Origin of the sequence: Pseudomonas sp. HS-18, assembly GCF_020401845.1 — a bacterium.
GTDB classification, from domain to species: domain Bacteria; phylum Pseudomonadota; class Gammaproteobacteria; order Pseudomonadales; family Pseudomonadaceae; genus Pseudomonas; species Pseudomonas nitroreducens.
Window position 1 is genome coordinate 1,132,439 of sequence record NZ_CP084413.1, and the last position, 24,821, is coordinate 1,157,259.

Sequence of the window (24,821 nt, forward strand, 5' to 3'; positions counted from 1 at the left end):
GTACAAGCGGATAACCGCCCCAGCGCCGGCACGCGCGAACGCCGGTGAGGAGAACGCGATGCTCGAATTCAACGCGCAGCAGGTCCGCATGGGCCAGCGCGCTGCCGACAAGCAGGCCGCCCTGGCCATGCTTGGCTCTGCCCTCGAAGACGATGGCCTGGTTGCCGAAGGCTACCTGGCGGGTCTTCAGGCCCGTGAAGCGCAAGGCTCCACCTATCTCGGGCAGGGCATCGCCATTCCCCACGGCACGCCGGAAACGCGCCACCTGGTGCAGCGCACCGGCGTACGCCTGATGCACTTCCCCGAGGGGGTGGCCTGGGGCGACGGGCAGACCGTGCACCTGGCCATCGCCATTGCGGCCAAGTCCGATGAGCACCTGCGCCTGCTGCAACTGCTTACCCGTGCGCTGGGCGACGGCGAAGTAGGCCCGGCCTTGCGCGCAGCGGAAAAACCCGAGGACCTGCTGCAGCTGCTGCAAGGTGGCGCGCCTCAGCCGTTGCTGTTCGACGAGCATCTGGTAGGGCTTGGCGTCGCTGCCGAAGACTTCGACGAACTGGCGCTGGTCGGTGCGCGGCGTTTGAAGAAGGCCGGCTGCGTGGTTCCCGGCTTCGCTGCCGCGCTGCATGACCAGGAGGCCTTGCCCTTGGGCGCGGGGCTCTGGTGGCAGGACAGCGAGCAATGCGTCACTCGTCCGGGCCTCGTCTTCGTTACCCCCGCGCGCGAGCTGAGCCACGCCGGCCAGCCGGTGCGTGGCCTGTTCTGCCTGGCTCGCCAGGACGACGCGCACGAGGCGGTGTTCGCGCGCCTATGCGACCTGCTGGTGGATGGCCGTGCCGGCGAGCTGGCCAGCGCCACCTCCGTACGTGCGGTGCTGGAAGCCCTGGGCGGTGAATTGCCGGTGGATTGGCCGAGCATCCGTGTGCCGCTGGCCAACCCGCATGGCCTGCATGCGCGCCCGGCGCAGGTGCTGATGCTGCTGGCGCGGGACTACAGCGGCGAAATTCGCGTGCGCATCGCCGAGGGCGACAGCGCCCCGGTTTCCATCCGCAGCCTGAGCAAACTGCTCACCCTTGGCGCGCGGCGTGGGCAGGTGCTGGAGTTCTTCGCCGAGCCGGAAATCGCCGAGGCCGCACTGGCTGCCGTTCGCGCGGCCGTGGAGCAGGGCCTGGGCGAGGAAGTCGAGCCGCTGCCGGAAACCCAGGAGCTGGTCGTCGACAGCGTGCAACAGGACGAGCAGGAATTGCAGGCCGTGCGGGCTCCCGAAGCGGGCGCGCAGTTGCAGGCCATTGCCGCATCGCCGGGCATTGCCCACGGCCCTGCGTACGTGCAGGTCGCTCGTGCCTTCGAGTTCGCCGTGCGCGGCGAGTCGGCGGACGTCGAGCGCCAGCGCCTCGATGAGGCGCGGATGGCCATCAGCGGGGAAATCGGAGCGCTGGTGGGGCGCAGCCAGGTCAAGGAAATTCGCGACATCTTCGTCACTCACCAGGCACTGCTGGACGACCCCGAGTTGCTCGATGAGGTGCAGGCGCGCCTGGCCGAAGGCGCCAGCGCCGAAGCGGCCTGGAGCCAGGTGATCGAGCGTGTGGCCGGTGAGCAGGAGGCCCTGCGCGATGCGCTGCTGGCTGAGCGCGCGGCGGACCTGCGCGACGTCGGCCGGCGCGTGCTGGCGCGCCTGTGCGGCGTCGAGAGTGCGCTGGAGCCGAGCGAGCCCTACATCCTGGTGATGGACGAAGTCGGCCCCTCGGACGTGGCACGGCTCGATCCGGAACGCGTGGCGGGTATCGTCACGGCGCGCGGTGGCGCCACTTCGCACAGCGCGATCATCGCCCGCGCGCTGGGTATTCCCGCGCTGGTGGGCGCCGGGGAAAGCGTGCTGGCGCTGGAGTCCGGCACGGCGTTGCTGCTGGATGGCGAGAAAGGCCAGATGACGGTTGCCCCCGATGTGCAAGCGTTGCACGCCGCCGAAACCCAGCGCGACCTGCGCCAGCGTCGCGCCACGCAGGCCGAGGCGCGCCGCCATGAGCCGGCGGTGACTCGCGATGGCCATGCCGTGGAAGTCTGCGCCAACCTTGGCGACACCGCCGGCGCGGCGAAAGCCGTGGAGCTGGGCGCGGAGGGCGTGGGTCTGCTGCGTACCGAGTTCGTCTTCATGGACAACCCCCAGGCGCCCGACCAGGCAACCCAGGAGATCGAGTACCGCCGTGTGCTCGATGCTCTCGAAGGCCGTCCGCTGGTGGCGCGCACCCTCGATGTGGGCGGCGACAAGCCGCTGCCGTACTGGCCGATCGCCGAGGAAACCAACCCCTACCTGGGCATTCGTGGCGTGCGCCTGACGCTGCAACGCCCGCAGATTTTCCGCACCCAGCTGCGAGCGTTGCTGAGTGCGGCTGCCGGCCGCCCGCTGCGCATCATGTTCCCCATGGTCGGCCAGGTGGAGGAGTGGCGGCAGGCGCGCGACCTGACCCACGAAATCTGCGCGGAACTGGGCGGTCAGCATGACCTGCAACTGGGCATCATGGTCGAGGTGCCTTCCGCCGCGCTGCTGGCACAGGTACTGGCGCGCGAGGTGGATTTCTTCAGCGTCGGTACCAACGACCTGACCCAGTACGCCCTGGCCATCGACCGTGGCCATCCGAGTCTGTCCGCCCAGGCCGATGGCCTGCACCCGGCGGTGCTGCAACTGATCGACATGACCGTGCGCGCCGCCCATGCCCACGGCAAGTGGGTGGGCGTGTGCGGCGAGCTGGCCGCCGACCCGCTGGCGGTGCCCTTGCTGGTCGGGCTGGGAGTGGACGAACTGAGCGTTTCGGCGCGCAGCATCCCGCTGGTCAAGGCGCGGGTGCGCGAGCTGGACCTGCCGACATCCCGCGAGCTGGCTCGCGCCGCATTGGCCCTGTGCTCGGCAGCGGACGTGCGCCAGAGCGTCGCCCTGGCGCTGCCGGAGGTGCACTGATGGCCCGTATTCTCACGCTGACCCTGAACCCTGCGCTGGACCTAACCGTGCGCCTGCCGACGCTTGCGCCCGGCGAGGTGAACCGCAGCGAGTCGGCACTCAGCCAGGCCGCCGGCAAGGGCCTCAACGTTGCCCAGGTGCTGGCCGACCTGGGACATTCGCTGACCGTTGCCGGCTTCCTCGGTGCGGACAATGCGTTGCCCTTCGAGGCGTTGTTCCGTCGTCGTGGTTTCGTCGATGCCTTTGTCCGCGTGCCGGGCGAAACGCGGCGGAATATCAAGATCGCCGAAGGCACCGGGCGGATCACCGATATCAACGGTCCGGGCCCGACAGTCAGTGGCGCCCAGCAGGATGCGCTGCTCGACCGCCTCGACCTGATCGCCGCCGATTTCGACATGGCCGTGGTCGCCGGCAGCCTGCCGCGCGGCGTCGATCCGCAGTGGTTGCGCGAGCTGTTGCTGCGCCTGCAGGGCCATGGCCTGAAAGTCGCCTTCGATTGCAGCGGTGCCGCGCTGCGCGCCGGGGTGGACGCCGCACCCTGGCTGATCAAACCCAACGACCAGGAGCTGGCCGATGCCTGCGGAAAACCCGCTGGCAGTGCTGATGAGTTGGGCGCGCAGGTCGAATCATTGCGTGCGCGCGGTATCGAGCAGGTGGTGCTTTCCCAGGGCGCCGAGGGCGTGCGCTGGTTCGGTCCGCAGGGTGTCTGGCAAGCGGTGCCGCCCAGGGTGGAAGTCGCCAGCACGGTGGGCGCCGGCGATTCCCTGCTGGCCGGCATGGTCCATGGCTTGCTCGCCGGTTGGCCGCCCGAGCGTGTGCTGCGCCAGGCCACGGCGGTGGCGGCACTGGCGGTCACCCAGATCCAGTTCGGCATCGGCGACGCGCAGCGGCTCAAGCGCATCGAGGACGCGGTGCAGGTTCAGGCGTTGGCCCCGTGCCAGCCCTGAGCGATAGAACAACAAGAGGTATGACGATGAACCTTGCCCTGATCACGGCCTGCCCCAACGGCCAGATTTCCAGCGTGCTCAGCGCCCGCCTGCTGCGGGCGGCGGCCGGGCGCCTGGGCTGGTCGGTGTGTGTCGAGCAACGCGACCCGCAGCATCCGGAACGCCAGTTGAGCGAAGGACAGATTGCCGCGGCCGACTGGGTGCTGGTGGTCAGCGCGCAGCCGCTGGATCTCTCGCGCTTCGCCGGCAAGCGCCTGGTGCAGGCGCGCCCGGCCGAGGCCTTGGCCGACCCGGCCGGTTTCCTCCAGCGCGCGGCGGCAGAGGCTCCCGTCTGGCAGCCGGGCGAGGCCTCGCCAGTGCCTGCCGCAACGGGACGCGTGGCGAAGGTCGTAGCGGTGACTGCCTGCCCGACCGGCGTGGCGCACACCTTCATGGCCGCCGAGGCGCTGCAGCAGGCGGCGCAGCAGATGGGCGTCGAGCTGCGGGTGGAAACCCAGGGCTCGGTGGGCGCGCGCAATCCGCTGAGTGCGGAAGAAATCGCTGCTGCGGACGTGGTCCTGCTGGCGGCGGACATCGAGGTCAATCCCGAACGTTTCGCCGGCAAGCGCATTTTCCGTTGCGGCACGGGTGTGGCGTTGAAGCAGCCCCAGGCGACCATCGAGCGCGCGCTGCAGGAGGCGACGACGGAGTCCGCCGCGTCCGCCGGCAACAGTGCGGCACCGACGAAGAACGAAGCGCGCGGCGTCTACAAGCACTTGCTCACCGGCGTGTCCTTCATGCTGCCGATGGTGGTGGCCGGCGGGCTGCTGATCGCCTTGTCCTTCGTCTTCGGCATCGAGGCGTTCAAGCAACAGGGCACCCTGGCGGCGGCGCTGATGCAGATCGGCGGCGATGCGGCGTTCAAGCTGATGGTGCCGATGCTCGCCGGTTACATCGCCTGGTCCATCGCCGACCGCCCCGGGCTGGCGCCGGGGATGATCGGCGGGCTGTTGGCGAGCACGCTGGGGGCGGGCTTCCTTGGCGGCATCGTCGCCGGTTTGCTCGCCGGCTATTCGGCGCGCGCGATTGCCCAGTGGGTTCCGCTACCGGCCAGTGTCGCGGCGCTCAAGCCGATCCTGATCATCCCGCTGCTGGCCAGCCTGTTCACCGGGCTGGTGATGATCTACGTGGTGGGTTCGCCGGTGGCGGCGATGATGAGCGCGCTGACCGATTTCCTCGCCGGCATGGGTACCACCAACGCCATCCTGCTCGGCCTGTTGCTGGGCGGGATGATGTGCGTGGACCTGGGCGGGCCGATCAACAAGGCCGCGTACGCCTTCTCGGTCGGCCTGCTCGCCTCGCAGAGCTACGCGCCGATGGCGGCGGTGATGGCCGGTGGCATGGTCCCGCCGATCGGCATGGGCATCGCCACGCTGCTGGCGCGGCGCAAGTTTGCCCAGAGCGAGCGCGAGGCCGGCAAGGCCGCGCTGGTACTGGGGTTGTGCTTCATCTCCGAGGGCGCGATTCCCTTCGCGGCCAAGGACCCGCTGCGGGTGATCCCGGCAAGTATCGCCGGAGGTGCGCTGACCGGCGCGCTGTCGATGCTGTTCGGCTGCAAGCTGCTGGCGCCCCATGGCGGGCTGTTCGTGCTGCTGATCCCCAACGCGATGAACCACGCGCTGCTTTACCTGCTGGCGATTGCCATCGGCAGCGTGGTGACCGGGGTGCTCTATGCGCTGCTCAAGCGCAGTGAGGCAGCGCCGATGATGGTGATGGGCGAGCAAGCGCCGGGGCGGGGTTGAGCATCCTGGCCTGGTCGGCGTGGGTGGGTTCGCGAGCAAGCTCGCTCCTACGAAGAGCCGTGTCCCTCGTGTAGGAACGAGCCTGCTCGCGAATGCTCTTCAGGCCGTGCGCCGCGTGCGTTGTTCGACGACCTGCGCCGGCACCGGCAGGCGGTGCGAGTCGCCGCGGCCCATGGGGAAGTATTCGAAGCCGTAGCGCGCCACGCGCTCGGGGTCGAACAGGTTGCGGCCGTCGAAGATCAGCGGGGACTTCAGGCGGCTGGCCACCAGCTCGAAGTCCGGCGCCTTGAACTGCCGCCACTCGGTGCAGATCACCAGGGCATCGGCGCCGCCGAGGGTGGCTTCCGGGGTGCCCATCAGGGTCAGGCGTTCATCGTGGCCGTACAGGCGCTGCGCCTCGGGCATGGCCTCGGGGTCGAAGGCGCGGACCTTGGCGCCGGCAGCCCACAGGGCTTCCATCAGGGTGCGGCTGGGGGCGTCGCGCATGTCGTCGGTGTTGGGCTTGAACGACAGGCCCCAGAGCGCGAAGGTGCGCCCCTTGAGCTTGCCGCCGTAGTAGCTGTGGATGCGTTCGAACAGCTTGCTCTTCTGCCGCTGGTTGACCGCTTCCACGGCGCGCAGCAGGTCGCTGGAGCAGTGGGCTTCCTCGGCACTCTGGATCAGCGCCTGGACGTCCTTGGGGAAGCACGAGCCGCCATAGCCGCAGCCGGGATAGATGAAGTGGTAGCCGATGCGCGGGTCGGCGCCCATGCCCTGGCGCACGGCTTCGATGTCGGCGCCCAGGTGCTCGGCCAGCTCGGCGATCTGGTTGATGAAGCTGATCTTGGTGGCGAGCATGCAGTTGGCGGCGTACTTGGTCAGCTCCGCGCTGCGCAGGTTCATGGTCAGGATGCGGTCGTGGTTGCGATTGAACGGCTCGTAGATCTCGCGCATCACGTCCAGCACCTCGGGGCTTTCGCAGCCGATGACGATGCGGTCGGGTTTGCGGCAGTCGGCCAGCGCCGAGCCTTCCTTGAGGAACTCGGGGTTGGAGACGATCTCGAAGTCCAGGCTGCGGCCTTCCTCGGCGAGCACCGCGAGCACCTTGGCCTTCACGCGGTCACCGGTGCCCACCGGCACGGTGGATTTCTCGACGATGATCACCGGCTGGGTGCGGTGACGGGCGATGCCTTCGGCCACGGCCAGCACGGCACGCAGGTCGGCCGAGCCATCGGGCAGCGGCGGGGTGCCGACGGCGATGAACTGCACGCGGCCATGGGCGGCTGTCTCGGCGACGTCGCTGGTGAAGCGCAGGCGTCCGGCTTCCAGGTTGTCCCTCACCAGCTCGGCCAGGCCCGGTTCGAAGATGCTGATCTGGCCGCGCTTGAGCTTGGCGATCTTGTCCTCGTCGATGTCCATGCACAGGACGTCGTGGCCCACTTCGGCCATGACCGCGGCCTGCACCAGGCCTACATAACCGATTCCGAATACGCTGATTTTCATGGTCTGCTCTCCCGAAAAGGGACTTGAAGCGGGATTGAGGTCAGTCGAACTGCGCGTGCTCGGAGCGAGCGTCGCTGGGTTTGATGACGGTTGTTCTGTCAGGTCGGCGTGGCGCGTTGATCGCGATCACGCCGGCGATCACCAGGGCTACGCCCAGGGTGCGCGGCAGGCTCAGCGGCTCGCCGAGGCCCGGCAGCACGGCGGCGCCGAGATAGACGAGGGCGTAGCTCAGGCTCAGCAGCGAGTAGGCGCGGCTCAGCGGCAGGTGTTTCAGGGCAAGCAGCCAGCAGAGCATCGACAGCGCGTAGGCGAGCACCGCCCCGGCCAGCACCAGAAGTGCGGCGATGTCGAGTTGCGCCGGGTCGAACGGCCAGTGCGAGGGCAGCCGCGACATGCTCCAGCGCATGCCCAGCTGTGCACTGCTCACCAGCAGCACGCTGCCCAGGGCGAAAGCGATGCCGCGCTTCACGAGTGCATCCCCAGCAGGGCGACGCCGCCGACGATCAGGGCCACGCCGAACCAGTGGCGGCCGTCGATGCGTTCGCCGAACAGGCGGCTCGCCAGTAGCGTCACCAGCACGAAGTTCAGGCTCAACATCGGGTAGGCGACGCCGACTTCCAGGCGTTGCAGGACCAGCAGCCAGAGCAGCAGGCCGGCGCCCAGGCAGGCGACGGCCAGGATCAGCCAGGGCGAGAAGAGCTTCGCCGTCAGGCTCGAGGGCGCATCGCGCCAGCTTTCCACGGCGAACTTCTGCGCCAGCTGGCCCAGGCAGGTAAGCAGGCAGACGCCCGCCAGCAGCAGGGCAGTCATGGTGCGGCCTGCGGAATCAGCAGGACCACCAGGTGGTTCTGCCGGTAGCTGATGGCGTCGCTGGGCAGCATGGCCAGTTCCGCTTCGTCGCTGGCGCTGTTGACCCGCATGATCACGCCGATGGAGCCCTCGGCGCGGGTCCGGTCGATCCACGCGTGGATGCCCTCGGGCGGGATGCTGCGGCCCTGGCCTTCGGGGTAGCCGAGGCCGAACTTCAGCTCGCCTTCGGTGTTGAACAGCGTGATGTCGCTGCGCCGGGTGCGCCAGGCGAGCGCGGTGGCGGCGCCCAGGTCGTTGCTCAGCAGGCTGCGGGCGTCCTTGAGCTGGTCCAGGTGCTCGGCGATGAACTGGTCGGGCATCTTGCTGTTGACCATCTTGTTCGGCATCGCGTTGGGCACCAGGGCCACCAGCAGCCAGGCCGCGAAGGCCGGCGCCGCCCAGAAGCGAGCGGGGCGCAGCAGTTGCAGCAGGCCGGCGAGCAGCCAGGCGGTGCACACCAGGGCAACCATCAGCACGCTGGGCAGTTCGTCGTGGTACTGCGGGTGCCGTGCCTGCATGAACAGCAGCCCGGCCAGCGCACTGCTACCCAGCAGAAGATTGAGCGCGCCGTTGAACTTCAGGGCGACTTGCCGGTGCTGCTGCAGCGCGCGGCCGAGGGCATCGGCCATCAGCAGGGCTAGCGGGGCGAAGCAGGGCATGATGTAGGTCGGCAGCTTGCCCTTGGCCAGGCTGAAGAACAGGAAGGGCATGACGAACCACAGCAGCAGGAATAGCAGCTTCGAGTCGCGCCAGCCCTGGATTGCGTTACGCAGCGCAGGGAAGACCAGCACCGCCCAGGGCAGTGCGCTGGCGAACAGCAGCGGGACGAAGAACCAGAATGGACGGCCGTGCTGGGCGTCGTCACCGGCGAAGCGGCGGATGTGTTCGTGCCAGAAGAAGAAGTCCCAGAAGTCCGGCTCGCGGGCGTGGATCAGCAGTACCCAGGGCGCGCAGACCAGCGCGGCCACCAGCACCGCCAGCGGGCCGTAGCGCAGCAGTTCGCCCAGGCGCTTCTGCAGCACGGCGTAGGGCAGGCCGACGATCACCGGCAACAGGAAGGCGAGGAAGCCCTTGGTCATGAAGCCGAAGGCGCAGGCGGCACCCAGCAGGCTCCAGGCAGCCAGGCGCCCGCGCGGGGTGCTGGCATCGAAAGCGAACCACAGGGCACCGAGGCTGAGGTTCACGCAGAAGGTGAACTGTGGGTCGAGGTTGGCGTAGCCGGCCTGCCCCGCGATCAACCCGCAGCTCAGGTAAAGCAGACCGGCGGCCCAGGTGCGGCGCGGGTCGTTCCACAGGCGGCGGGCGACCAGGATCACCAGCAGGGTGCTCAGCGCGGTGACCAGTGCGGAGGCAAAGCGCACGCCGAACAGGTTCTGCCCGAACACGGCCTGGCTGGCTGCGATCAGCCAGTAGCCGCCGGTAGGCTTCTCGAAGTAGCGCAGGCCCAGCAGGTGCGGGGACACCCAGTCGCCGCTCTGCAGCATGGCCTGGCTGATCTGCGCGTTGCGCGACTCGTCCGGGATCCACAGGCCGTGGAAAGCCATCGGCAGCAGGATGCACAGGACGAAGGCGGCGAGCAGCGTCGGGTAGGCCAGGCGTTTCATGCGTGCTGCACCCCCAGCCAGCCTTCGCGGCCAGCCAGTTCGCCGCGCACCAGGCTGGCGACGGGCAGGGTGGTCGGGTCGTCCGGCAGCAGCCGGCCCAGCGGGACGAAGCGGATGCCGCCGGCCCGTGCCTGGGCCAGCAAGCGGCGGAAGTCGTGGGCCATGAGAATGCCCTCGACCTCGGCGTGAATGGTGTACACGTTCAAGGCGTCCATGTCGAAACGGGAAAGGATGTAGTCATTGAAGGCGGACGGCGCCACCTGTGGACCGACGACCTCGTCGAAGGTGGGCATGTCCACCGGGATCTGCGGGGTGCCGGCGCGACCGTCGGCCAGGCGCGGGCGGAACAGCGAGCGGCCGCGGCAATCGCTGTTGTAGCGAAAGCCGAAGCGCTCCTTGGCTTCCACGGTGCGTTCGTCGGCGCGCCAGCCGGCCACCGCCGAGCACTCCACCGGGTTGCCGAGGATGTCGGCAAGAGTGTCGACGCCACGGCGGATCTGTTGTTCGAGCTGCTCGGTGCTCCAGCGGCCGGCGTTGGCCTGCCAGCCGTGGTGGTCCCACGCATGCAGGCCGACTTCATGGCCGGCGTCCTGGGCGCGCCGCATCAGGTGGCCCAGGTCGCGGCCGATCGGCTTGCCCGGCCAGGCGGTGCCGGCCAGCAGGATGTCCCAGCCATACAGGCCGGCGGCGTTGGAGCGCAGCATTTTCCACAGGAACTGCGGGCGGATCAGGCGCCACAGGTGGCGCCCCATGTTGTCTGGGCCGACGCTGAAGAAGAAGGTCGCCTTCACCTCGGCCTCGTCGAGCATGTCCAGCAGCCGCGGCACACCGTCACGGGTGCCGCGGTAGGTATCGACGTCGATGCGCAGTCCCGCTCTCATCAGGCGATGCTTTTCTGCAGCGGGAAGGCGTGGGGCACCCCACCGGCACGTTCGGCCAGGGCTTCGCGGAGGAAGAAGTCCAGGGTCTTGCCGATGGTGGCGGAGAGCTCCACGCTCGGCTGCCAGTTCAGCAGGCGACGGGCGTTCTCGATGCTCGGCTTGCGGTGCGACACGTCCTGGTAGCCGTCGCCGTAGAAGCTGCGGCTTTCCACTTCGCGGAAGCCGGCGAAGGGCGGGAACTGGTCGCGCAGCGGGTGCGCCTCGAACTGACGCAGCAGCTCTTCGCCCAGTTGGCGGATGCTGGCTTCGTTGTCCGGGTTGCCGATATTGACGATCTGCCCGTCGCAGCGGCTGCCTTCGTTGTCGATGATCCGCGCCAGCGCCTCGATGCCGTCATCCACGTCGGTGAAGCAGCGCTTCTGCTCGCCGCCGTCGACCAGGCGGATCGGCGTGCCTTCCACCAGGTGCAGGATCAGCTGGGTGATGGCGCGGGAACTGCCGATGCGCGCCGAGTCCAGGCGGTCCAGGCGCGGGCCCATCCAGTTGAACGGACGGAACAGGGTGAACTTCAGGCCCTTCTGGCCGTAGGCCCAGATAACGCGGTCGAGCAACTGCTTGGAGACCGAGTAGATCCAGCGCTGCTTGTTGATCGGGCCGACGATCAGGTTCGACTTGTCTTCGTCGAAGTTGGCGTCGGTGCACATGCCGTACACCTCGGAGGTGGACGGGAAGATCACGCGCTTGTTGTACTTCACGCAGTAGCGGACCAGCTTGAGGTTTTCCTCGAAGTCCAGCTCGAACACGCGCAGCGGGTTGCGGGTGTATTCGATGGGCGTGGCGATGGCCACCAGCGGCAGGACCACGTCGCACTTCTTGATGTGGTACTCGATCCACTCGGTGTGGATGCTGATGTCGCCTTCGACGAAGTGGAAGTCCGGGTTGCCTTTCAGGCGCTCGATGGCGTCGGAGCCGATGTCCAGGCCGTAGACCTCGTAGTTGCCGTCGCGCAGCAGGCGCTCGGAGAGGTGGTTGCCGATGAAGCCATTGACGCCGAGGATCAGTACGCGGGTCTTGCGCTTGGGTTTGCCGCTGGCGCCGTGCAGGCGCGAGCCGTCCACCAGGCCCATTTCGCGGGCCAGCTGCGGGCCGGCGAGGAACAGGCCGCTGTCGCCCTGCTGGCCGGAGAGGATTTCCAGCGAGTCAGCACCGCAGGCGATGCGCAGCGGGTCGACCGACAGGACCGAGCCGGCCGGCAGGCCGTTGTTGCCGGCGACCACGCGCGAGCTCCAGACGATCAGCTTGCGATCGCCCACCGGGGCGAAGGCGCCGGGGTACGGCTGGGTCACGGCGCGGACCAGGTTGTGCAGTTCGCTGGCAGGGCGCTTCCAGTCGAGCTGGCCGTCCGCCGGGGTGCGGCGACCGAAGTAGCTGGCGCGGGATTCGTCCTGGGCGACTTCCTGCAGTTCACCCCGAGCCAGGCGGGGCAGGGCAGTGGCGAGCAGCTCGCGGGTGGCTTCGCGCAGCTTGCCGTGCAGCACCAGTGCGGTGTCGTCCGGGCCGATGGCGACGCTCTGCTGGGCGAGGATGCCGCCGGCGTCGGCGCGCTTGACCATGCGGTGCAGGGTCACGCCGGTCTCGCTTTCGCCGTTGACCAGCACCCAGTTGGCCGGGGCGCGGCCACGGTAGCGCGGCAGCAGCGAACCATGCAGGTTGTAGGCGCCCTTGGCGGCGCAGGCCAGCAGCTCTTCGCTGAGCAGGTGGCGGTAGTAGAAGGAGAAGATGTACTGCGGCTGCAGTTCGCGGATGCGCGCAACCCACAGCGGGTGGTTGACGTCTTCGGGCGCGTGCACCGGGATGCCCAGGCGCGCGCAGAGCTGCGCTACCGAGCCGTAGAAGCGGTTTTCCTTGGGATCGTCGGCATGGGTGAACACGGCGTCGATCTGGTAACCGGCGGCGAGCAGCGCTTCGATGCCGGCGCAGCCGAAGTCGTGGTAGGCAAAGACGATGGTCTGCTGGGTCATGGCTGGATGGACTCGAAAGAAGGGGAAGAAGTAGTGATCTGGGCGCGCGGTGCATCGACGCGAACGATGCGCTCGATGAAGAAGCGGGGGCGGGCGCGCACGTCGTTGTACATGCGGCCCAGGTACTCGCCGAGCAGGCCCATGCCGACCAGCTGCACGCCGGTGAACATGAACAGCACGGCGAACAGCACGAACACGCCGTGGCCGGCCCAGGCGGCGCCGAACAGCAGGCGCAGCACCAGCAGCATCAGGGCGAAGGCGAAGCCGGCCACCGCCATGCCGCCGCCGACGAAGGACAGCAGGCGCAGCGGCGAGATGGTCATGCAGGTGACCAGGTCGAACATCAGGTTGATCAGGCGCAGGAAGTCGTACTTCGACTCGCCGTGCTCGCGCTCGGCGTGGGCAACGAGGATCTCGCTGGTATGGCGGGCGAAGCTGTTGGCCAGGATCGGGATGAAGGTGCTGCGTTCGCGGCAGGCGAGCATCGCCTTGACGATGCTGGCGCGATAAGCGCGCAGCATGCAGCCGTAGTCGTTCATCGCCACGCCGGTGGAGCGCTGCACGGCGAGGTTGATCAGCTTCGACGGCCAGCGACGCAGTGCCGAGTCCTGGCGTTGCTGGCGCACGCTGCCGACCACGTCGTAGCCCTTGGCGGCTTCTTCGACCAGGCGCGGGATTTCCTCCGGCGGGTTCTGCAGGTCGGCGTCGAGGGTGATCACCAGGTCGCCCTGGCATTGCTCGAAGCCGGCCATGATCGCCGCGTGCTGGCCATAGTTGCGGTTGAGGATCACCGCCACCACATGGCTGCCGGGCGCTTCGGCGGCTTCCTGCAGCAGGTCGGCGGAGCTGTCGCGGCTGCCGTCGTCGATCAGCACGATCTCGTAGTCGCGGCCCAGTTGTTCGCAGGCGGCGGTGGTGCGGCGCAGCAGCTCGGGGAGGCTGGCCTCTTCGTTGTACACCGGGATGACGATGGACACACGGTTGATCGGATAGGCTTTCACGGTGGCGTTACCGAAGCAGGGTTTCGATGGCGTCGACCACGCGGTCCTGGTCGGCCTGGGTCATGTCGGGGAACAGCGGGATGGAGACGATCCGCGAGGCGTTCCACTCGGTGTTGGGCAGGTGCACATCCGGGTAGCGCTGGCGGTAGTAGCTGTGCAAGTGGCTGCCGATGAAGTGGATGCCGCTGCCGATGCCGCGCTCCTGCAGGCCCTGCATGAAGGCGTCGCGGTCGATGCCGCAGCGCTCTTGGTCGATGCGCAGGACGTAGAGGTGCCAGGCGTGGTGCTGCGGGTAGTCCGGCAGCGCCAGCGGTTGCACCGGCAGGTGCGCCAGGCGACTGGCGTAGCCGGCGGCCAGTTCGGCGCGGCGGGCGTTGATCGCTTCGAGCCTGGGCAACTGCACCAGGGCGATGGCGGCGTTGATATCGGTGAGGTTGTACTTGAAGCCCGGTTCCACCACTTGCGCCTGTGGCTTGCGGCCGTGGGTCAGGCGGTCGTAGGCATCCACGCCCAGGCCATGGAACTTCAGGGTGCGCACGCGGTTGGCCAGGGCCTCGTCGTCGGTGACGAACATGGCGCCTTCGGCGCAGGTGAGGTTCTTGATCGCGTGGAAGGAGAAGATCGCGGTGCCGCGCGAGCCTACCGGGCGGCCGCGATAGAAGGTGCCGGCCGCGTGGGCGGCGTCCTCGATCACCGGGATGCCGTGGCGCAGGGCGAGCTCGTTGATCGGGTCCATGTCGCAGGCCGCGCCGGCGTAATGCACCGGAATGATGGCGCGGGTGCGCGGGGTGATTGCGGCTTCGATGCGCGCGGCGTCGGTCATCAGGGTGTCACGGTCGACATCGACGAACACCGGCGTGGCGCCCAGCAGGCTGATCATGTTGACGGTGGAGACCCAGGTCTGCGACGGGGTGATCACCTCGTCGCCCGGGCCGATGCCCAGGGCCAGCAGCGCCAGGTGCATGCCACCGGTAGCCGACGACAGGGCCACCGCGTGACGGCAACCGATGGAGTCGGCGAAGCGTTGTTCCAGTTCATGGTTCTTCGGCCCGGTGGTGATCCAGCCCGAACGCAGGACTTCGTTGACTGCCTGGATCTCTTCTTCACCGATGCTGGGACGGGAGAAGGGGAGGAAGGGCATTTCCATGTGGTGTTCCAAGGCCGTAGCGGCTCTGTTTCAAGATGTGTAAACGCTACGGGGATGATCGTTAAGAAGCCGTTAAGTGGATGTCGTGATTCCGTTCGTCGGTCGAACATGCGACAAGCAGCACCCGAAGATGGGAGGGAGGTGAGTCAACGGTCTGAAAACGACATGTCTGATGTCGGAAAACGCTGTTGAACACTCGTTCATCCTTGGCTATGGTGGCCCAACGCTCCTGCGGACCCTTCTGCAGGACATTCCGTCATTCGGATGAGGCCCTTGCATGCGTTATTCGTCGCTTGTGGACAGGATGGTCGGACCCGGCGTTGCCGCCTGGGACATTCACTACGCCGCCATTGCCGCCCAACGCGCCGGCCGCGACGTGATAGTGCTCAGCGTCGGCGACCCCGATTTCGCAACCCCGGACTTCATCACCGATGCCGCCGTTTCCGCCTTGCGCGACGGCGACACCCACTACAGTGATGTGGCTGGCCGCCCGGCACTTCGCCAGGCGATCGCCGCACTGCATGAGCGACGATTCGGCCAAAAGGTCGCCGCCGAGAACATCATCGTCGTCGCCGGCGCGCAGAACGGCCTGTTCGCCGCCGCCATGTGCCTGTTGGAAAAAGGCGACGAGGTCATCACCTTCGACCCGGTCTACGTCACCTACGAAGCCACGCTGAAAGCCACCGGCGCCGTGCTGGTCGGGGTTCCGACCCGGCCGGAAAACGGCTTCCGCCCGCTGGCCGCCGATATCGCCGCGGCGATCACCCCACGCACCAAGGCGATCTTCCTGGCCAACCCGAGCAACCCCACCGGCGTCGTGCTCAGCCGCGACGAACTGCTGGCGATCGCCGAGCTGGCCCAGGCGCACGACCTCTGGGTGGTGGTGGATGAGGTCTACGAGGGCCTGACCTTCGAGCGCGAACACCAGAGCTTCGCCGCGTTGCCGGGCATGGCCGAGCGCACCCTGAGCATCGGCAGCCTGTCGAAGTCCCATGCCATGACCGGCTGGCGCACTGGCTGGATAGTCGCCAACGAGACCCTGGTCGGGCATCTGGAAAACCTCGCGCTGAGCATGTTCTACGGTCTGCCGGGCTTCGTGCAGGAGGCCGCGCTCGCAGCGGTGGAGCGCCACGACGAGGTGGTGTCGGCGATGCGCGAGATCTACCGTCGCCGCCGCGACCTGGTGGTCGCCGCGCTGAGCGATTGTCCGCGGGTGAAAGTGCTGTCGCCCGAAGCCGGCATGTTCGTCATGGTCGATGTGCGTGATACCGGGCTCAGCTCGTTGGATTTTTCCTGGCAGCTGTTCCACGCGACCGGCGTCTCGGTGCTCGACGCAGCGGCCTTCGGCCCACAGGCGCAAGGCTTCGTGCGGCTGTCGTTCGGGCTGAGCGACGAGAGCATGGCCGAGGCTTGTGCGCGGATCATCCGCTTCGTCGAATCCCTTCCCGCGACTGCCGGACCTGTTGGCGCGAACGCTCTTGATATTTCTGACGCTGCGGTCGGTTCGCGAGCAAGCTCGCTCCTACAAGAACAGCCGCAGCCGGCGACCAGACCGGTGATCGAAGTCCGCGATATCCACAAGCGCTTCGGCGACTTCGAAGTGCTCAAAGGCGTGTCGCTGTCGGCCCGCGAGGGCGAGGTGATCTCGCTGATCGGCGCCAGCGGTTCGGGCAAGAGCACCCTGCTGCGCTGCATCAACATGCTGGAGATTCCCAACCAGGGCTCGGTCACCGTCAACGGTGAAACCATCCGCCTGGCTCAGAGCCGCCAGGGCGAGCCGATGGTGGCCGACCAGAAGCAGCTCACCCGTATCCGCTCGCAGCTGGGCATGGTGTTCCAGAGCTTCAACCTGTGGCCGCACCGCACCGTGCTGGAGAACCTGATCGAGGCGCCGACCTTCGTCCTCCACGAGAGCAGGGCCGAGGCCCGCGAGCGCGCCGAGGCGTTGCTGGAACGTGTCGGCCTGGCGGAGAAACGCCACGAATACCCGGCCTTCCTTTCCGGTGGCCAGCAGCAACGCGTGGCCATCGCCCGCGCGCTGGCCGTGCGACCGAAAGTGATGCTGTTCGACGAACCGACCTCGGCGCTGGACCCGGAGCTGGTGGGCGAAGTGCTGCGGGTGATCCGCTCGCTGGCCGAGGAGGGGCGGACCATGATCCTGGTCACCCACGAGATGGCTTTCGCCCGCGACGTGTCGAGCCATGTGGCGTTCCTGCACAAGGGCCTGATCGAGGAAGAGGGCACCGCCGAGGAAGTCTTCTCGCGGCCGCGCAGTGAACGCTGCCGGCAGTTCGTCAACGCGCACCAGAATCGCTGACCGATGCCGCGTTGTCGGCGCATCGATGAGCGTGACCCAACACTAAATAAAACAATGCAGGGGATCACGATGAACAAGAAAGGTCTGTGCAATCTGATGGTGGGCGCGGCGATGCTGATGGCCGGCGTAGCGAGCGCCCAGGCCGAGACGATCCGCTTCGCCCTGGCCGCCGAACCCTATCCACCGTTCTCGCAGAAGCAGCCCGACGGTAGCTGGGTCGGCTTCGAGCCGGACCTGATCCACAAGGTCTGCGCCGAGATGAAGGCCACCTGCGAGATCGACGAAGTGGCCTGGGACGGCATCATCCCGGCGCTGCTGGCGAAGAAGATCGACGTGATCTTCAACTCCCTGTCGATCACCGACGAGCGCGAGAAGCAGATCGCCTTCAGCCGCCCCTATTACGACACCCCGGTCGCCGTCGCCGCGCCCCAGGCGGTGGATGTGCAGATCAGCCCCGAGGGCCTGAAGGGCAAGGCCATCGGCGTGCAGATCTCCACGGTCAGCTCCAACTACCTGAAGAAGTACTACGAGAAGATCGCCGACGTGCGCTACTACGACACCCAGGACTCGGTGAACGCCGACCTGGTGGCCGGGCGCATCGACCTGATGATGGCCGATGGCATTGCCGTGGCGTCTTTCGTCAAGTCGCCGGACGCCCAGGCTGCCGGCATCGTCAACAAGGGCGAAGTGAAGTACGACCCCCTGTTCGGCCGTGGCGTTGGCGCCGGCATGCGCAAAGGCGACACCGAGCTGAAGGCGAAGATGGACGAGGCCATCGGCAAACTGCTCGCCAGCGACGACTACAAGGCGCTGTCGGACAAATACTTCGGCATGAGCGTCGCGCCCAAGCAGTAACTCTGGCGCGATCCGCTTCAGCGCCCGCGCGCTTGTCCGGCGCGCGGGCACGAACCTGAGCCTCCCTTCCTGGAGACGGCCATGCAAAGCATCTTCGACCTGATCGGCTTCGGTCCTACCGGCTGGGGCCCGGCCCTGCTCAAGGGGTTGCTGGTCACCCTGCAGATTTCCGTCGGGGCCTTCCTGGTCGGCCTGCTGATCGGCCTGGCCGCGGCCAGTGCCAAGATCGGTGGTCCGCGCCCGCTGGCGATGCTCGCGCGCGGCTACACCACGCTGTGCCGGGCGGTGCCGGAGCTGCTGCTGATCCTGTTGCTGTTCTACGTCGGCTCCATGGGTCTGAACCAGTTCTTCGAGTGGCTCGGCTACGGCCAGGTGAAGCTCAACGGCATGATGGTGGCCATCGTCGTGCTTGGCCTGGTGCAGGGCGCCTACGCGTCGGAGATCTTCCGTGGCGCGATCCAGTCGATTCCCTATGGCCAGATCGAAGCGGCGCGCGCCTACGGCATGCACGGCTTCGGCCTGTTCCGCCGGGTGACCTTGCCGATGATGGCGCCCAACGCGCTGGCCGGCATGGCCAACCTGTGGGTCAACCTGATCAAGGACAGTGCGCTGATCAGCGTGGTGGGCACCAACGAGCTGCTCTACACGGCCAAGCAGGCCGCCGGCTCGACCCGTCACTACCTGACCTTCTACCTCACCGCGGCGGCGCTGTACTACGTGCTCACCGTGCTTTCCAACCTGTTCGCGGGCTACCTGGAGCGACGTTTCCGTCGCTGGATTCCGGCGGTCTGAACGAGGCGCGGCGATGAACGAACACTGGTTATTCGTCTATGGGGCCCTGCTGCTCAAGGGCCTGGGCACCACCCTGGTGATCCTGCTGATTTCCGCCATCCTCGGCTTCGCCCTGGCGCTGGTCGTGGCGTTGGCGCGGATGTCGCGCAACTTCCTGGTCTCGCGCCTGGCGCTGGCGTACACCAGCGTGATTCGCGGCACGCCGTTGCTGGTGCAGATCTACATCTTCTACTACGGCCTGGGCAGCCTGTTCGCGCAGTTCCCGCTGATCCGCGGCAGCTTCCTCTGGCCCTACCTGCGCGATGGCTTCTGGTACATCGTGATCGCGCTGATCCTCTCGGTCGGCGCCTACGTCGGCGAGGTGGTTCGCGGTGGCCTCAAGGCGGTGCCGCGCGGCGAGCTGGAGGCCGCTTCGGCGTTCGGCATGAACCGCAGGCTGGTGCTCTACCGTGTGTGGCTGCCGAGGGCGATCCGCCTGCTGCTGCCGACCCTGGCGGGGGAGAGCGTAATGCTGCTCAAGTCCACCGCGCTGGCGTCCACCATCGCCGTGGTCGACCTGCTCGGCGCAGCCAACGTGGTGCGCGCGCAGACCTTCCAGGTGTATGAGCCGTTGCTGCTGGTGGCGGCGATCTACGTCTGCCTGACATTCATCATCGAGGCGCTGTTCGCCGTGCTGGAGCGCACCACGCCGGTTCGCCGCGAAACACAGAAGCCGGCGCAGCGATCATGGTTGGGCAAGCGCAGGACAAGGACGGCAGTTTGATAATGCACAATTCGCCTTACGATCTTGCGAGCTAGAGCTGGATTAGGCGGGCGGCGCTCGAAAAGCGGAGTTTACGCCAGTGAATGAGCATCTGAGGGCGGTGCCCAACGACATCCAGCCGACGCGCAGCAGATCGTTGCCAAACCTCAGGCGTAGGCGCCGCGACGGAGGCCCTCCACCCAGCAGCGGCTGAGTTCGAGACCGTCGGCGGCGCTGAAGTTGCTCGGGTTCAGGCACCACTCCAGCCACAGACCGTCGAGCATGGCGGAGAGGCCGATGGCGGCCAGGCGCGGGCGCGCCACGCTGAAGTTTTCGGCGTGGGCGAGCTCGCTGATGAGTGTTTCGAGGATGGCAAGGTAGCTCTGATAGCCGCGCTCGTGCGCCTCGTTCACCGGCGGCGAGTGGCGGATCAGGCTCCAGAACACCACCCAGGGGCTGAGCAGGTCGGGGTCCAGCACTTGCGGTGAGAAGGAGCCGGTGAGGAAGGCTTCCATGCGTGCGGCGGGATCGCTGCCGACGGCGTCCACCTGCTGGTAGAGCGCCTGGGTGACCTCGCTGGCAAGGGTCTCGTAGGCCTGGGCAACCAGCGCGTCGATGCTGCCGAAATGGTGGTTCACCAGGCCCACGGCGACGCCGGCTTCCTTGGCGATGCGGCGCACCGAGATGCCTGCGTGGCCATCGGCGACCAGGCACTTGAGGCAGGCGCGCACCAGGTGGTCGCGACGTTCCTCGGAGGTGGCGCGCTGGGCTTTCTGGCGGGGCATGTCCACGGTGCGAGGTCCTTTTGCGGCGTGCCGGAAACCGGCGACTGGAGTCGATACTAGGAGGCGCCGACAAAGATTTCCATGGGCGATTCGGACAGAGGAGAGGGCTTGATGATCGAGGATGTGTCCTTCAGCGTGCCGGGTGACTCCGGCGCGGAGCTGCGCGTTCTGGCGTGGCGTATCGACGGCGGCAAGCCGGGGCCGCGGGTACACCTGCAGGCCGGCGTGCACGCCGATGAAATCGCCGGGATGCTGGTGCTCCACGAACTGCTGCCGCGCCTGCGCGAGGCCGCCGAACGTGGCGCGCTCAATGGCAGCGTGACGCTGGTGCCGCAGGCCAATCCCATCGGCATCGGGCAGTTCCGCCAGGGGCGGATTCTCGGCCGCAACCACGACGCCACGTCGCGCAATTTCAACCGTGGCTTCATCGCCTCGGCTGCGGCCAGCGGGACCCTGGACAACCTCACGCTGTGGCAGAAGCGCCTGGCCGAACTGGTCGCGCCGGCGGACATCGTCCTCGACCTGCACACCGACGACGAGGCGCTGCAGTATGTCTACGTCCACGAATGCTTCTGGCCGGCCGCGCAGGACCTCGCCGCGGCGCTGTGCGCGGATCTGGCGATCATCTGGGAAGGCGATGGCGACGGGGCGTTCGAAGAAGTGGTGATTGCGCCCTGGCTGGCCGAACAGCGCTTCGATGGGCGCCTGGTCGCCACTGTTGAACTGCGTGGCCAGGGCGACGTCAGCGATGCGCTGGCGCAGCAGGATGCCGACGGCCTCTATCGCTTCCTCGGCGCGCGCGGCGTGGTGGACGATGCAGGTTCGTTACCGGAATGGAAGGGCGTCGCCACGCCGATGGGCTTCATGGAAACCGTGTTCGCGCCTGCAGCCGGCGTGCTGGTGTTCGAGCGAGAACTGGGCGAATACCTCGAGGCGGGTGAGCGCTTCGCGCGCATCGTTTCGCGTCCGGGTGACCCTGATAGCGAACACATCCTGCGCGCGCCGCAGAGTGGCTTGTTCGCCACCCGTTACCGTGATCGGCTGATTCCCCAGGGCGCCATCGCGGGCAAGTTCACCGGTACGGCGCCTTCGAGTACCTGGAGCTCCGGCGCGCTCGATCCGTAATCGGCTTCTGTACGGGGCATCCCTCACCCCAACCCTCTCCCAGAGGGAGAGGGGGCAGATTGTGCGGGCTGACGCTGTGGTTTCATCCTGCACCGAGCGGTCCCCTCTCCCGCTTGCGGGAGAGGGCTAGGGTGAGGGGCTCTTACCCGCGCATCTCGACTCAAAAGCAAACAAGGAAGAACAAAAAACGCCCGCACAAGGCGGGCGTTTTCGAACAGCGGCGAACTCAGTGGTGTTCGCGGGTGGCGCGGAAGGTGATGTCCGGCCAGCGCTCTTCCATCAGGCTCAGGTTGACGCGGGTCGGGGCCAGGTAGGTGAGGTGGCCGCCGCCGTCCACGGACAGGTTCTCGAAGGCCTTGTCCTTGAACTCCTTGAGCTTCTTCTCGTCCTGGCACTCGATCCAGCGCGCGGACCAGACGTTGATCTGCTCGTAGGCGCACTCGACCTTGTATTCCTCCTTCAGGCGGCTGGCGACCACGTCGAACTGCAGCACACCGACGGCGCCGAGGATGATGTCGTTGTTGCGCTCGGGGAAGAACACCTGGGTGGCGCCTTCCTCGGCCAGTTCCTGCAGGCCCTGGCGCAGCTGCTTGGATTTGAGCGGGTCCTTCAGGCGCACGCGGCGGAACAGTTCCGGGGCGAAGTGCGGGATGCCGGTGAAGCCCAGCGCCTCGCCTTCGGTGAAGGTGTCGCCGATCTGGATGGTGCCGTGGTTGTGCAGGCCGATGATGTCGCCGGCGAAGGCCTCTTCCAGCTGCTCACGCTCGCTGGAGAAGAAGGTCAGCGCGTCGGCGATCTTCACGTCCTTGCCCAGGCGCACGTGGCGCATCTTCATGCCCTTCTCGTACTTGCCCGAGCAGATGCGCATGAAGGCGATACGGTCGCGGTGCTTGGGGTCCATGTTCGCCTGGATCTTGAACACGAAGCCGGAGAACTTCTCCTCGGTCGGCGCCACGGTGCGCTCGTGCGCGCCACGCTCCAGCGGTTGCGGGGCCCAGTCGACGATGCAGTCCAGCACCTGGTCGACACCGAAGTTGCCCAGCGCGGTACCGAAGAACACCGGGGTCATCTCGCCCTTGAGGAAGGCGTCCTTGTCGAACTCGTGGCAGGCGCCTTGCACCAGTTCCAGCTCTTCGAGGAAGTTGTCGTAGAGGTCGCCCAGGTGCGCGCGGGCCTCGTCCGAATCCAGCTTGTCGATGACCTTGGTCTCGATGCGCTCGTGGCCGTGGCCCGGCACGTAGACGATGATCTTGTCCTGGGCGAGGTGGTACACGCCCTTGAAGTCGCGGTAGCAACCGATCGGCCAGGTGATCGGCGCCGCCTTGATCTTCAGCACCGCCTCGATCTCGTCGAGCAGCTCGATGGGGTCGCGGATGTCGCGGTCGAGTTTGTTGATGAAGCTGACGATGGGCGTGTCGCGCAGCCGGCAGACTTCCATCAGGGCGATGGTGCGTGGCTCGACGCCCTTGCCGCCGTCGAGGACCATCAACGCCGAGTCCACCGCGGTGAGGGTGCGGTAGGTGTCTTCGGAGAAGTCTTCGTGGCCGGGGGTGTCGAGCAGGTTGATCATGTGCTCGCGGTAGGGGAACTGCATCACCGAGGTGGTGATGGAGATGCCGCGCTGCTTCTCCATCTCCATCCAGTCGGAGGTGGCGTGGCGGTCGGACTTGCGCGACTTCACGGTACCGGCGACGGCAATCGCCTTGCCCATCAGCAGGAGCTTCTCGGTAATGGTGGTCTTACCGGCGTCGGGGTGGGAAATGATCGCGAACGTGCGGCGCTTCGCGACTTCGGCGGCTTGGATGCTCATGGATGGATGCCTGGTCGATTCGGTGAAGACGGGCAGCGAGCGGCCCGAAAAACGCGGGATTATAGCCTGAATCGAGGCGTCGCCGGCAGACCCGGCGACGCAAGGCTCGGGGCTGTCAGTGGTCGCTGTCGGCGACCGGCTCGGCGCCCTTGTAGATGCGCCGCACCAGCGGGCCGATGGACAGGCCCTGGAGCAGGATCGACACCAGCACCACCACGTAGGTCAGGCTGAGGATCAGGTCGCGCTGCTCGCCCAGCGGCAGGGACAGCGCCAGGGCCACCGAGACGCCGCCGCGCAGGCCGCCCCAGACGAGGATGCGGATGGTCCCGGCGGGCACCTGGCGGCGGCCGTTCTCGGTCTGGCGCAGCACGACGATGGCCGGGGCCACGGTGAGCAGGCGCGAGACCAGCACCGCGCCACCCAGGGTGAACGCCGCCACCACATGCAGCCAGTTGAACGGCAGCAGGAGCAGCTCCAGGCCGATCAGGGCGAACAGCAGGGCGTTGAGGATCTCGTCGATCAGCTCCCAGAACTTGTCGATGTAGCGCCGCGTTTCGTCGGACATGGCGTAGTGGCGCGCCTGGTTGCCGATGATCAGGCCGGCCACCACCATGGCGATGGGCGCCGACACGTGCAGCCGCGCCGCCAGCGCCGCGCCACCGATCACCAGGGCCAGGGTCAGCATGACTTCCACCTGGTACTGGTCGATGCCGCGCATCATCAGGAACACCCCGTAGCCCAGCGCCGCGCCGAACAGGATGCCGCCGATGGCTTCCTGCACGAACAACCAGGCAATCGTCGAGGCGGTGGGCGTTTCGCCGGCCAGGAGGATGCCCAGCAGGATGGTGAAGACCACCACGGCGGTGCCGTCGTTGAACAGCGACTCGCCGACGATGGTGGTGGCCAGCGGCTTGGGCGCGCCGGCGGACTTGAGGATGCCCAGCACCGCGATGGGGTCGGTGGGCGAGATCAGCGCGCCGAACAGCAGGCAGTAGATGAAGTCCACGTGCCAGCCGAAGAGGGCGAAGGTGTAGTAGGCCAGGTAGCCGATCACCGTGGTGGCGATCAGCACGCCGAAGGTGGCCAGCAGGCCGATGGGCCACTTGTAGTTGCGCAGGTCGGCGAGGTTCACGTGTAGCGCACCGGCGAACAGCAGGGCGGGCAGGAACCAGGTCATCAGCACGTCGGAGAAGTCGATGCGGCTGATGATCTGCTGCATCTCGACTTCCAGCACCGGGTAGCCCAGCAGCGACATGCCCTGGGCGATGAAGGAAAAGATCAGCGCGGTGGCCATGACGCCGATGGTTGGCGGCAGGCGGATGAAGCGGTAGTTGACGTAGGTGAGCAGGGTGGTCAGCGCGATGAACGCCGCGGCCAGATCAAGCATGGCGATGGATCTCCGTGGTAGGCAAGAACGCCGGCCCCGAGTGACCTATCCATGGGTCGGGGGCACGCGAAAGGATCCCGATGATAACCGCTGGGCGAAGTCGCGTACGTTTTCACCGGGCGCATCCGCCGTTGGGCAAGCGGCGGGGGCCGATGGTTCAGCCCGATCGCAACTTTTTTCGAAAAAAAGTTTGTCCGCCACAGCCCCCGGACCATGGGGCTGAAGCCGAATGCGCGGCCGCGCGGTGGCACAAGGATGGCAATTTTATTGAACGTAACGGCACGCACGGGGGTCCACCCCTTCGCGACGACAATCCGTAGGCGCTTTCGCAAGTACTTGATT

Annotated in this window: 19 protein-coding genes; 8 read left to right on the forward strand and 11 right to left on the reverse strand. The window is 67.2% G+C overall.

Annotated features, from left to right (window positions below):
- Window positions 1-58: 58 nt before the first annotated feature.
- The 3 genes from ptsP to LDJ84_RS05355 are packed head-to-tail and all read left to right on the forward strand — an operon-like array spanning window position 59 to window position 5,681.
- The gene (ptsP, locus tag LDJ84_RS05345; RefSeq protein WP_226046044.1) at window positions 59-2,953 is read left to right on the forward strand and encodes a phosphoenolpyruvate--protein phosphotransferase; all 2,895 of its coding nucleotides are present in this window, start codon (window positions 59-61) and stop codon (window positions 2,951-2,953) included.
- A complete protein-coding gene (gene pfkB / locus LDJ84_RS05350) occupies window positions 2,953-3,900 on the forward strand; it encodes a 1-phosphofructokinase (RefSeq protein WP_084358223.1) in 948 nt (315 codons plus the stop codon). The genes ptsP and pfkB overlap by 1 nt, the downstream gene beginning before the upstream one ends.
- A gap of 26 nt (window positions 3,901-3,926) precedes the next feature.
- Entirely contained in the window at window positions 3,927-5,681 is a 1,755-nt protein-coding gene (locus LDJ84_RS05355) for a PTS fructose-like transporter subunit IIB (protein ID WP_084358225.1), read from the forward strand.
- Between the two features lie 99 nt (window positions 5,682-5,780).
- On the opposite strand, the gene LDJ84_RS05360 is transcribed toward LDJ84_RS05355, so the two are convergent.
- Genes LDJ84_RS05360 through arnB form a run of 8 tightly spaced genes read right to left on the reverse strand, consistent with a single transcriptional unit; the run spans window position 5,781 to window position 14,666 of the window.
- The gene (locus tag LDJ84_RS05360; RefSeq protein WP_193452706.1) at window positions 5,781-7,163 is read right to left on the reverse strand and encodes a UDP-glucose dehydrogenase family protein; all 1,383 of its coding nucleotides are present in this window, start codon (window positions 7,161-7,163) and stop codon (window positions 5,781-5,783) included.
- A 40-nt stretch (window positions 7,164-7,203) separates the two neighbouring features.
- Window positions 7,204-7,569 carry a 4-amino-4-deoxy-L-arabinose-phosphoundecaprenol flippase subunit ArnF gene (gene arnF, locus LDJ84_RS05365; protein ID WP_243779806.1) on the reverse strand — a complete coding sequence of 122 codons (366 nt, stop codon included), beginning with the start codon at window positions 7,567-7,569 and terminating at the stop codon, window positions 7,204-7,206.
- Window positions 7,570-7,628: 59 nt separating this feature from the next.
- A complete protein-coding gene (gene arnE / locus LDJ84_RS05370; RefSeq protein WP_024765620.1) occupies window positions 7,629-7,973 on the reverse strand; it encodes a 4-amino-4-deoxy-L-arabinose-phosphoundecaprenol flippase subunit ArnE in 345 nt (114 codons plus the stop codon).
- Window positions 7,970-9,616: a lipid IV(A) 4-amino-4-deoxy-L-arabinosyltransferase gene (gene arnT, locus LDJ84_RS05375; protein ID WP_226046046.1), complete on the reverse strand. Its 1,647-nt coding sequence runs from the start codon at window positions 9,614-9,616 to the stop codon at window positions 7,970-7,972. Before arnT ends, arnE begins: the two co-directional genes overlap by 4 nt.
- A complete protein-coding gene (arnD, locus tag LDJ84_RS05380; protein WP_162484001.1) occupies window positions 9,613-10,500 on the reverse strand; it encodes a 4-deoxy-4-formamido-L-arabinose-phosphoundecaprenol deformylase in 888 nt (295 codons plus the stop codon). Before arnD ends, arnT begins: the two co-directional genes overlap by 4 nt.
- Window positions 10,497-12,518, reverse strand: coding sequence for a bifunctional UDP-4-amino-4-deoxy-L-arabinose formyltransferase/UDP-glucuronic acid oxidase ArnA (gene arnA, locus LDJ84_RS05385; RefSeq protein ID WP_024765617.1), 2,022 nt, complete (start codon window positions 12,516-12,518; stop codon window positions 10,497-10,499). Before arnA ends, arnD begins: the two co-directional genes overlap by 4 nt.
- Window positions 12,515-13,519 carry an undecaprenyl-phosphate 4-deoxy-4-formamido-L-arabinose transferase gene (gene arnC / locus LDJ84_RS05390; RefSeq protein WP_226046047.1) on the reverse strand — a complete coding sequence of 335 codons (1,005 nt, stop codon included), beginning with the start codon at window positions 13,517-13,519 and terminating at the stop codon, window positions 12,515-12,517. Before arnC ends, arnA begins: the two co-directional genes overlap by 4 nt.
- 7 nt (window positions 13,520-13,526) lie before the next feature.
- Window positions 13,527-14,666, reverse strand: a complete 1,140-nt coding sequence (gene arnB / locus LDJ84_RS05395) for a UDP-4-amino-4-deoxy-L-arabinose aminotransferase (protein WP_065084835.1) — start codon at window positions 14,664-14,666, stop codon at window positions 13,527-13,529.
- 277 nt (window positions 14,667-14,943) lie between these two features.
- Here arnB and LDJ84_RS30770 point away from each other — a divergent pair, with 277 nt between their 5' ends.
- From LDJ84_RS30770 to LDJ84_RS05420, 4 genes are all read left to right on the forward strand, one after another.
- Window positions 14,944-16,983 (forward strand): aminotransferase class I/II-fold pyridoxal phosphate-dependent enzyme, encoded by a 2,040-nt coding sequence (locus LDJ84_RS30770; RefSeq protein ID WP_318784714.1) that lies wholly within the window; start codon window positions 14,944-14,946, stop codon window positions 16,981-16,983.
- Window positions 16,984-17,052: 69 nt separating this feature from the next.
- Window positions 17,053-17,838: a transporter substrate-binding domain-containing protein gene (locus LDJ84_RS05410; protein WP_226046048.1), complete on the forward strand. Its 786-nt coding sequence runs from the start codon at window positions 17,053-17,055 to the stop codon at window positions 17,836-17,838.
- Window positions 17,839-17,919: 81 nt separating this feature from the next.
- The gene (locus LDJ84_RS05415; protein WP_015475765.1) at window positions 17,920-18,630 is read left to right on the forward strand and encodes an ABC transporter permease; all 711 of its coding nucleotides are present in this window, start codon (window positions 17,920-17,922) and stop codon (window positions 18,628-18,630) included.
- A 13-nt stretch (window positions 18,631-18,643) separates the two neighbouring features.
- Window positions 18,644-19,393, forward strand: coding sequence for an ABC transporter permease (locus LDJ84_RS05420; protein WP_169888314.1), 750 nt, complete (start codon window positions 18,644-18,646; stop codon window positions 19,391-19,393).
- A gap of 146 nt (window positions 19,394-19,539) precedes the next feature.
- On the opposite strand, the gene LDJ84_RS05425 is transcribed toward LDJ84_RS05420, so the two are convergent.
- Entirely contained in the window at window positions 19,540-20,163 is a 624-nt protein-coding gene (locus tag LDJ84_RS05425; RefSeq protein WP_024765611.1) for a TetR/AcrR family transcriptional regulator, read from the reverse strand.
- 105 nt (window positions 20,164-20,268) lie between these two features.
- Between LDJ84_RS05425 and LDJ84_RS05430 the strand changes: the two genes are divergently transcribed.
- The gene (locus LDJ84_RS05430) at window positions 20,269-21,282 is read left to right on the forward strand and encodes a succinylglutamate desuccinylase/aspartoacylase family protein (RefSeq protein ID WP_226046049.1); all 1,014 of its coding nucleotides are present in this window, start codon (window positions 20,269-20,271) and stop codon (window positions 21,280-21,282) included.
- A gap of 226 nt (window positions 21,283-21,508) precedes the next feature.
- Here the strand turns inward: LDJ84_RS05430 and LDJ84_RS05435 are convergent, their stop codons facing one another.
- Both LDJ84_RS05435 and LDJ84_RS05440 read right to left on the reverse strand, forming a co-directional pair.
- Window positions 21,509-23,092 (reverse strand): peptide chain release factor 3, encoded by a 1,584-nt coding sequence (locus tag LDJ84_RS05435; RefSeq protein WP_024765609.1) that lies wholly within the window; start codon window positions 23,090-23,092, stop codon window positions 21,509-21,511.
- A gap of 115 nt (window positions 23,093-23,207) precedes the next feature.
- Window positions 23,208-24,479, reverse strand: coding sequence for a cation:proton antiporter (locus LDJ84_RS05440; protein WP_038803231.1), 1,272 nt, complete (start codon window positions 24,477-24,479; stop codon window positions 23,208-23,210).
- Window positions 24,480-24,821 lie beyond the last annotated feature (342 nt).

Bases quoted from the DNA above. Each gene is read 5' to 3' on its own strand.
- ptsP (WP_226046044.1), top strand. From the start codon at position 59: ATGCTCGAATTCAACGCGCAGCAGGTCCGCATGGGCCAGCGCGCTGCC.
- pfkB (WP_084358223.1), top strand. From the start codon at position 2,953: ATGGCCCGTATTCTCACGCTGACCCTGAACCCTGCGCTGGACCTAACC.
- LDJ84_RS05355 (WP_084358225.1), top strand. From the start codon at position 3,927: ATGAACCTTGCCCTGATCACGGCCTGCCCCAACGGCCAGATTTCCAGC.
- LDJ84_RS05360 (WP_193452706.1), bottom strand. From the start codon at position 7,163: ATGAAAATCAGCGTATTCGGAATCGGTTATGTAGGCCTGGTGCAGGCC.
- arnF (WP_243779806.1), bottom strand. From the start codon at position 7,569: ATGCGCTGGAGCATGTCGCGGCTGCCCTCGCACTGGCCGTTCGACCCG.
- arnE (WP_024765620.1), bottom strand. From the start codon at position 7,973: ATGACTGCCCTGCTGCTGGCGGGCGTCTGCCTGCTTACCTGCCTGGGC.
- arnT (WP_226046046.1), bottom strand. From the start codon at position 9,616: ATGAAACGCCTGGCCTACCCGACGCTGCTCGCCGCCTTCGTCCTGTGC.
- arnA (WP_024765617.1), bottom strand. From the start codon at position 12,518: ATGACCCAGCAGACCATCGTCTTTGCCTACCACGACTTCGGCTGCGCC.
- arnB (WP_065084835.1), bottom strand. From the start codon at position 14,666: ATGGAAATGCCCTTCCTCCCCTTCTCCCGTCCCAGCATCGGTGAAGAA.
- LDJ84_RS30770 (WP_318784714.1), top strand. From the start codon at position 14,944: ATGCGTTATTCGTCGCTTGTGGACAGGATGGTCGGACCCGGCGTTGCC.
- LDJ84_RS05410 (WP_226046048.1), top strand. From the start codon at position 17,053: ATGAACAAGAAAGGTCTGTGCAATCTGATGGTGGGCGCGGCGATGCTG.
- LDJ84_RS05415 (WP_015475765.1), top strand. From the start codon at position 17,920: ATGCAAAGCATCTTCGACCTGATCGGCTTCGGTCCTACCGGCTGGGGC.
- LDJ84_RS05420 (WP_169888314.1), top strand. From the start codon at position 18,644: ATGAACGAACACTGGTTATTCGTCTATGGGGCCCTGCTGCTCAAGGGC.
- LDJ84_RS05430 (WP_226046049.1), top strand. From the start codon at position 20,269: ATGATCGAGGATGTGTCCTTCAGCGTGCCGGGTGACTCCGGCGCGGAG.
- LDJ84_RS05435 (WP_024765609.1), bottom strand. From the start codon at position 23,092: ATGAGCATCCAAGCCGCCGAAGTCGCGAAGCGCCGCACGTTCGCGATC.
- LDJ84_RS05440 (WP_038803231.1), bottom strand. From the start codon at position 24,479: ATGCTTGATCTGGCCGCGGCGTTCATCGCGCTGACCACCCTGCTCACC.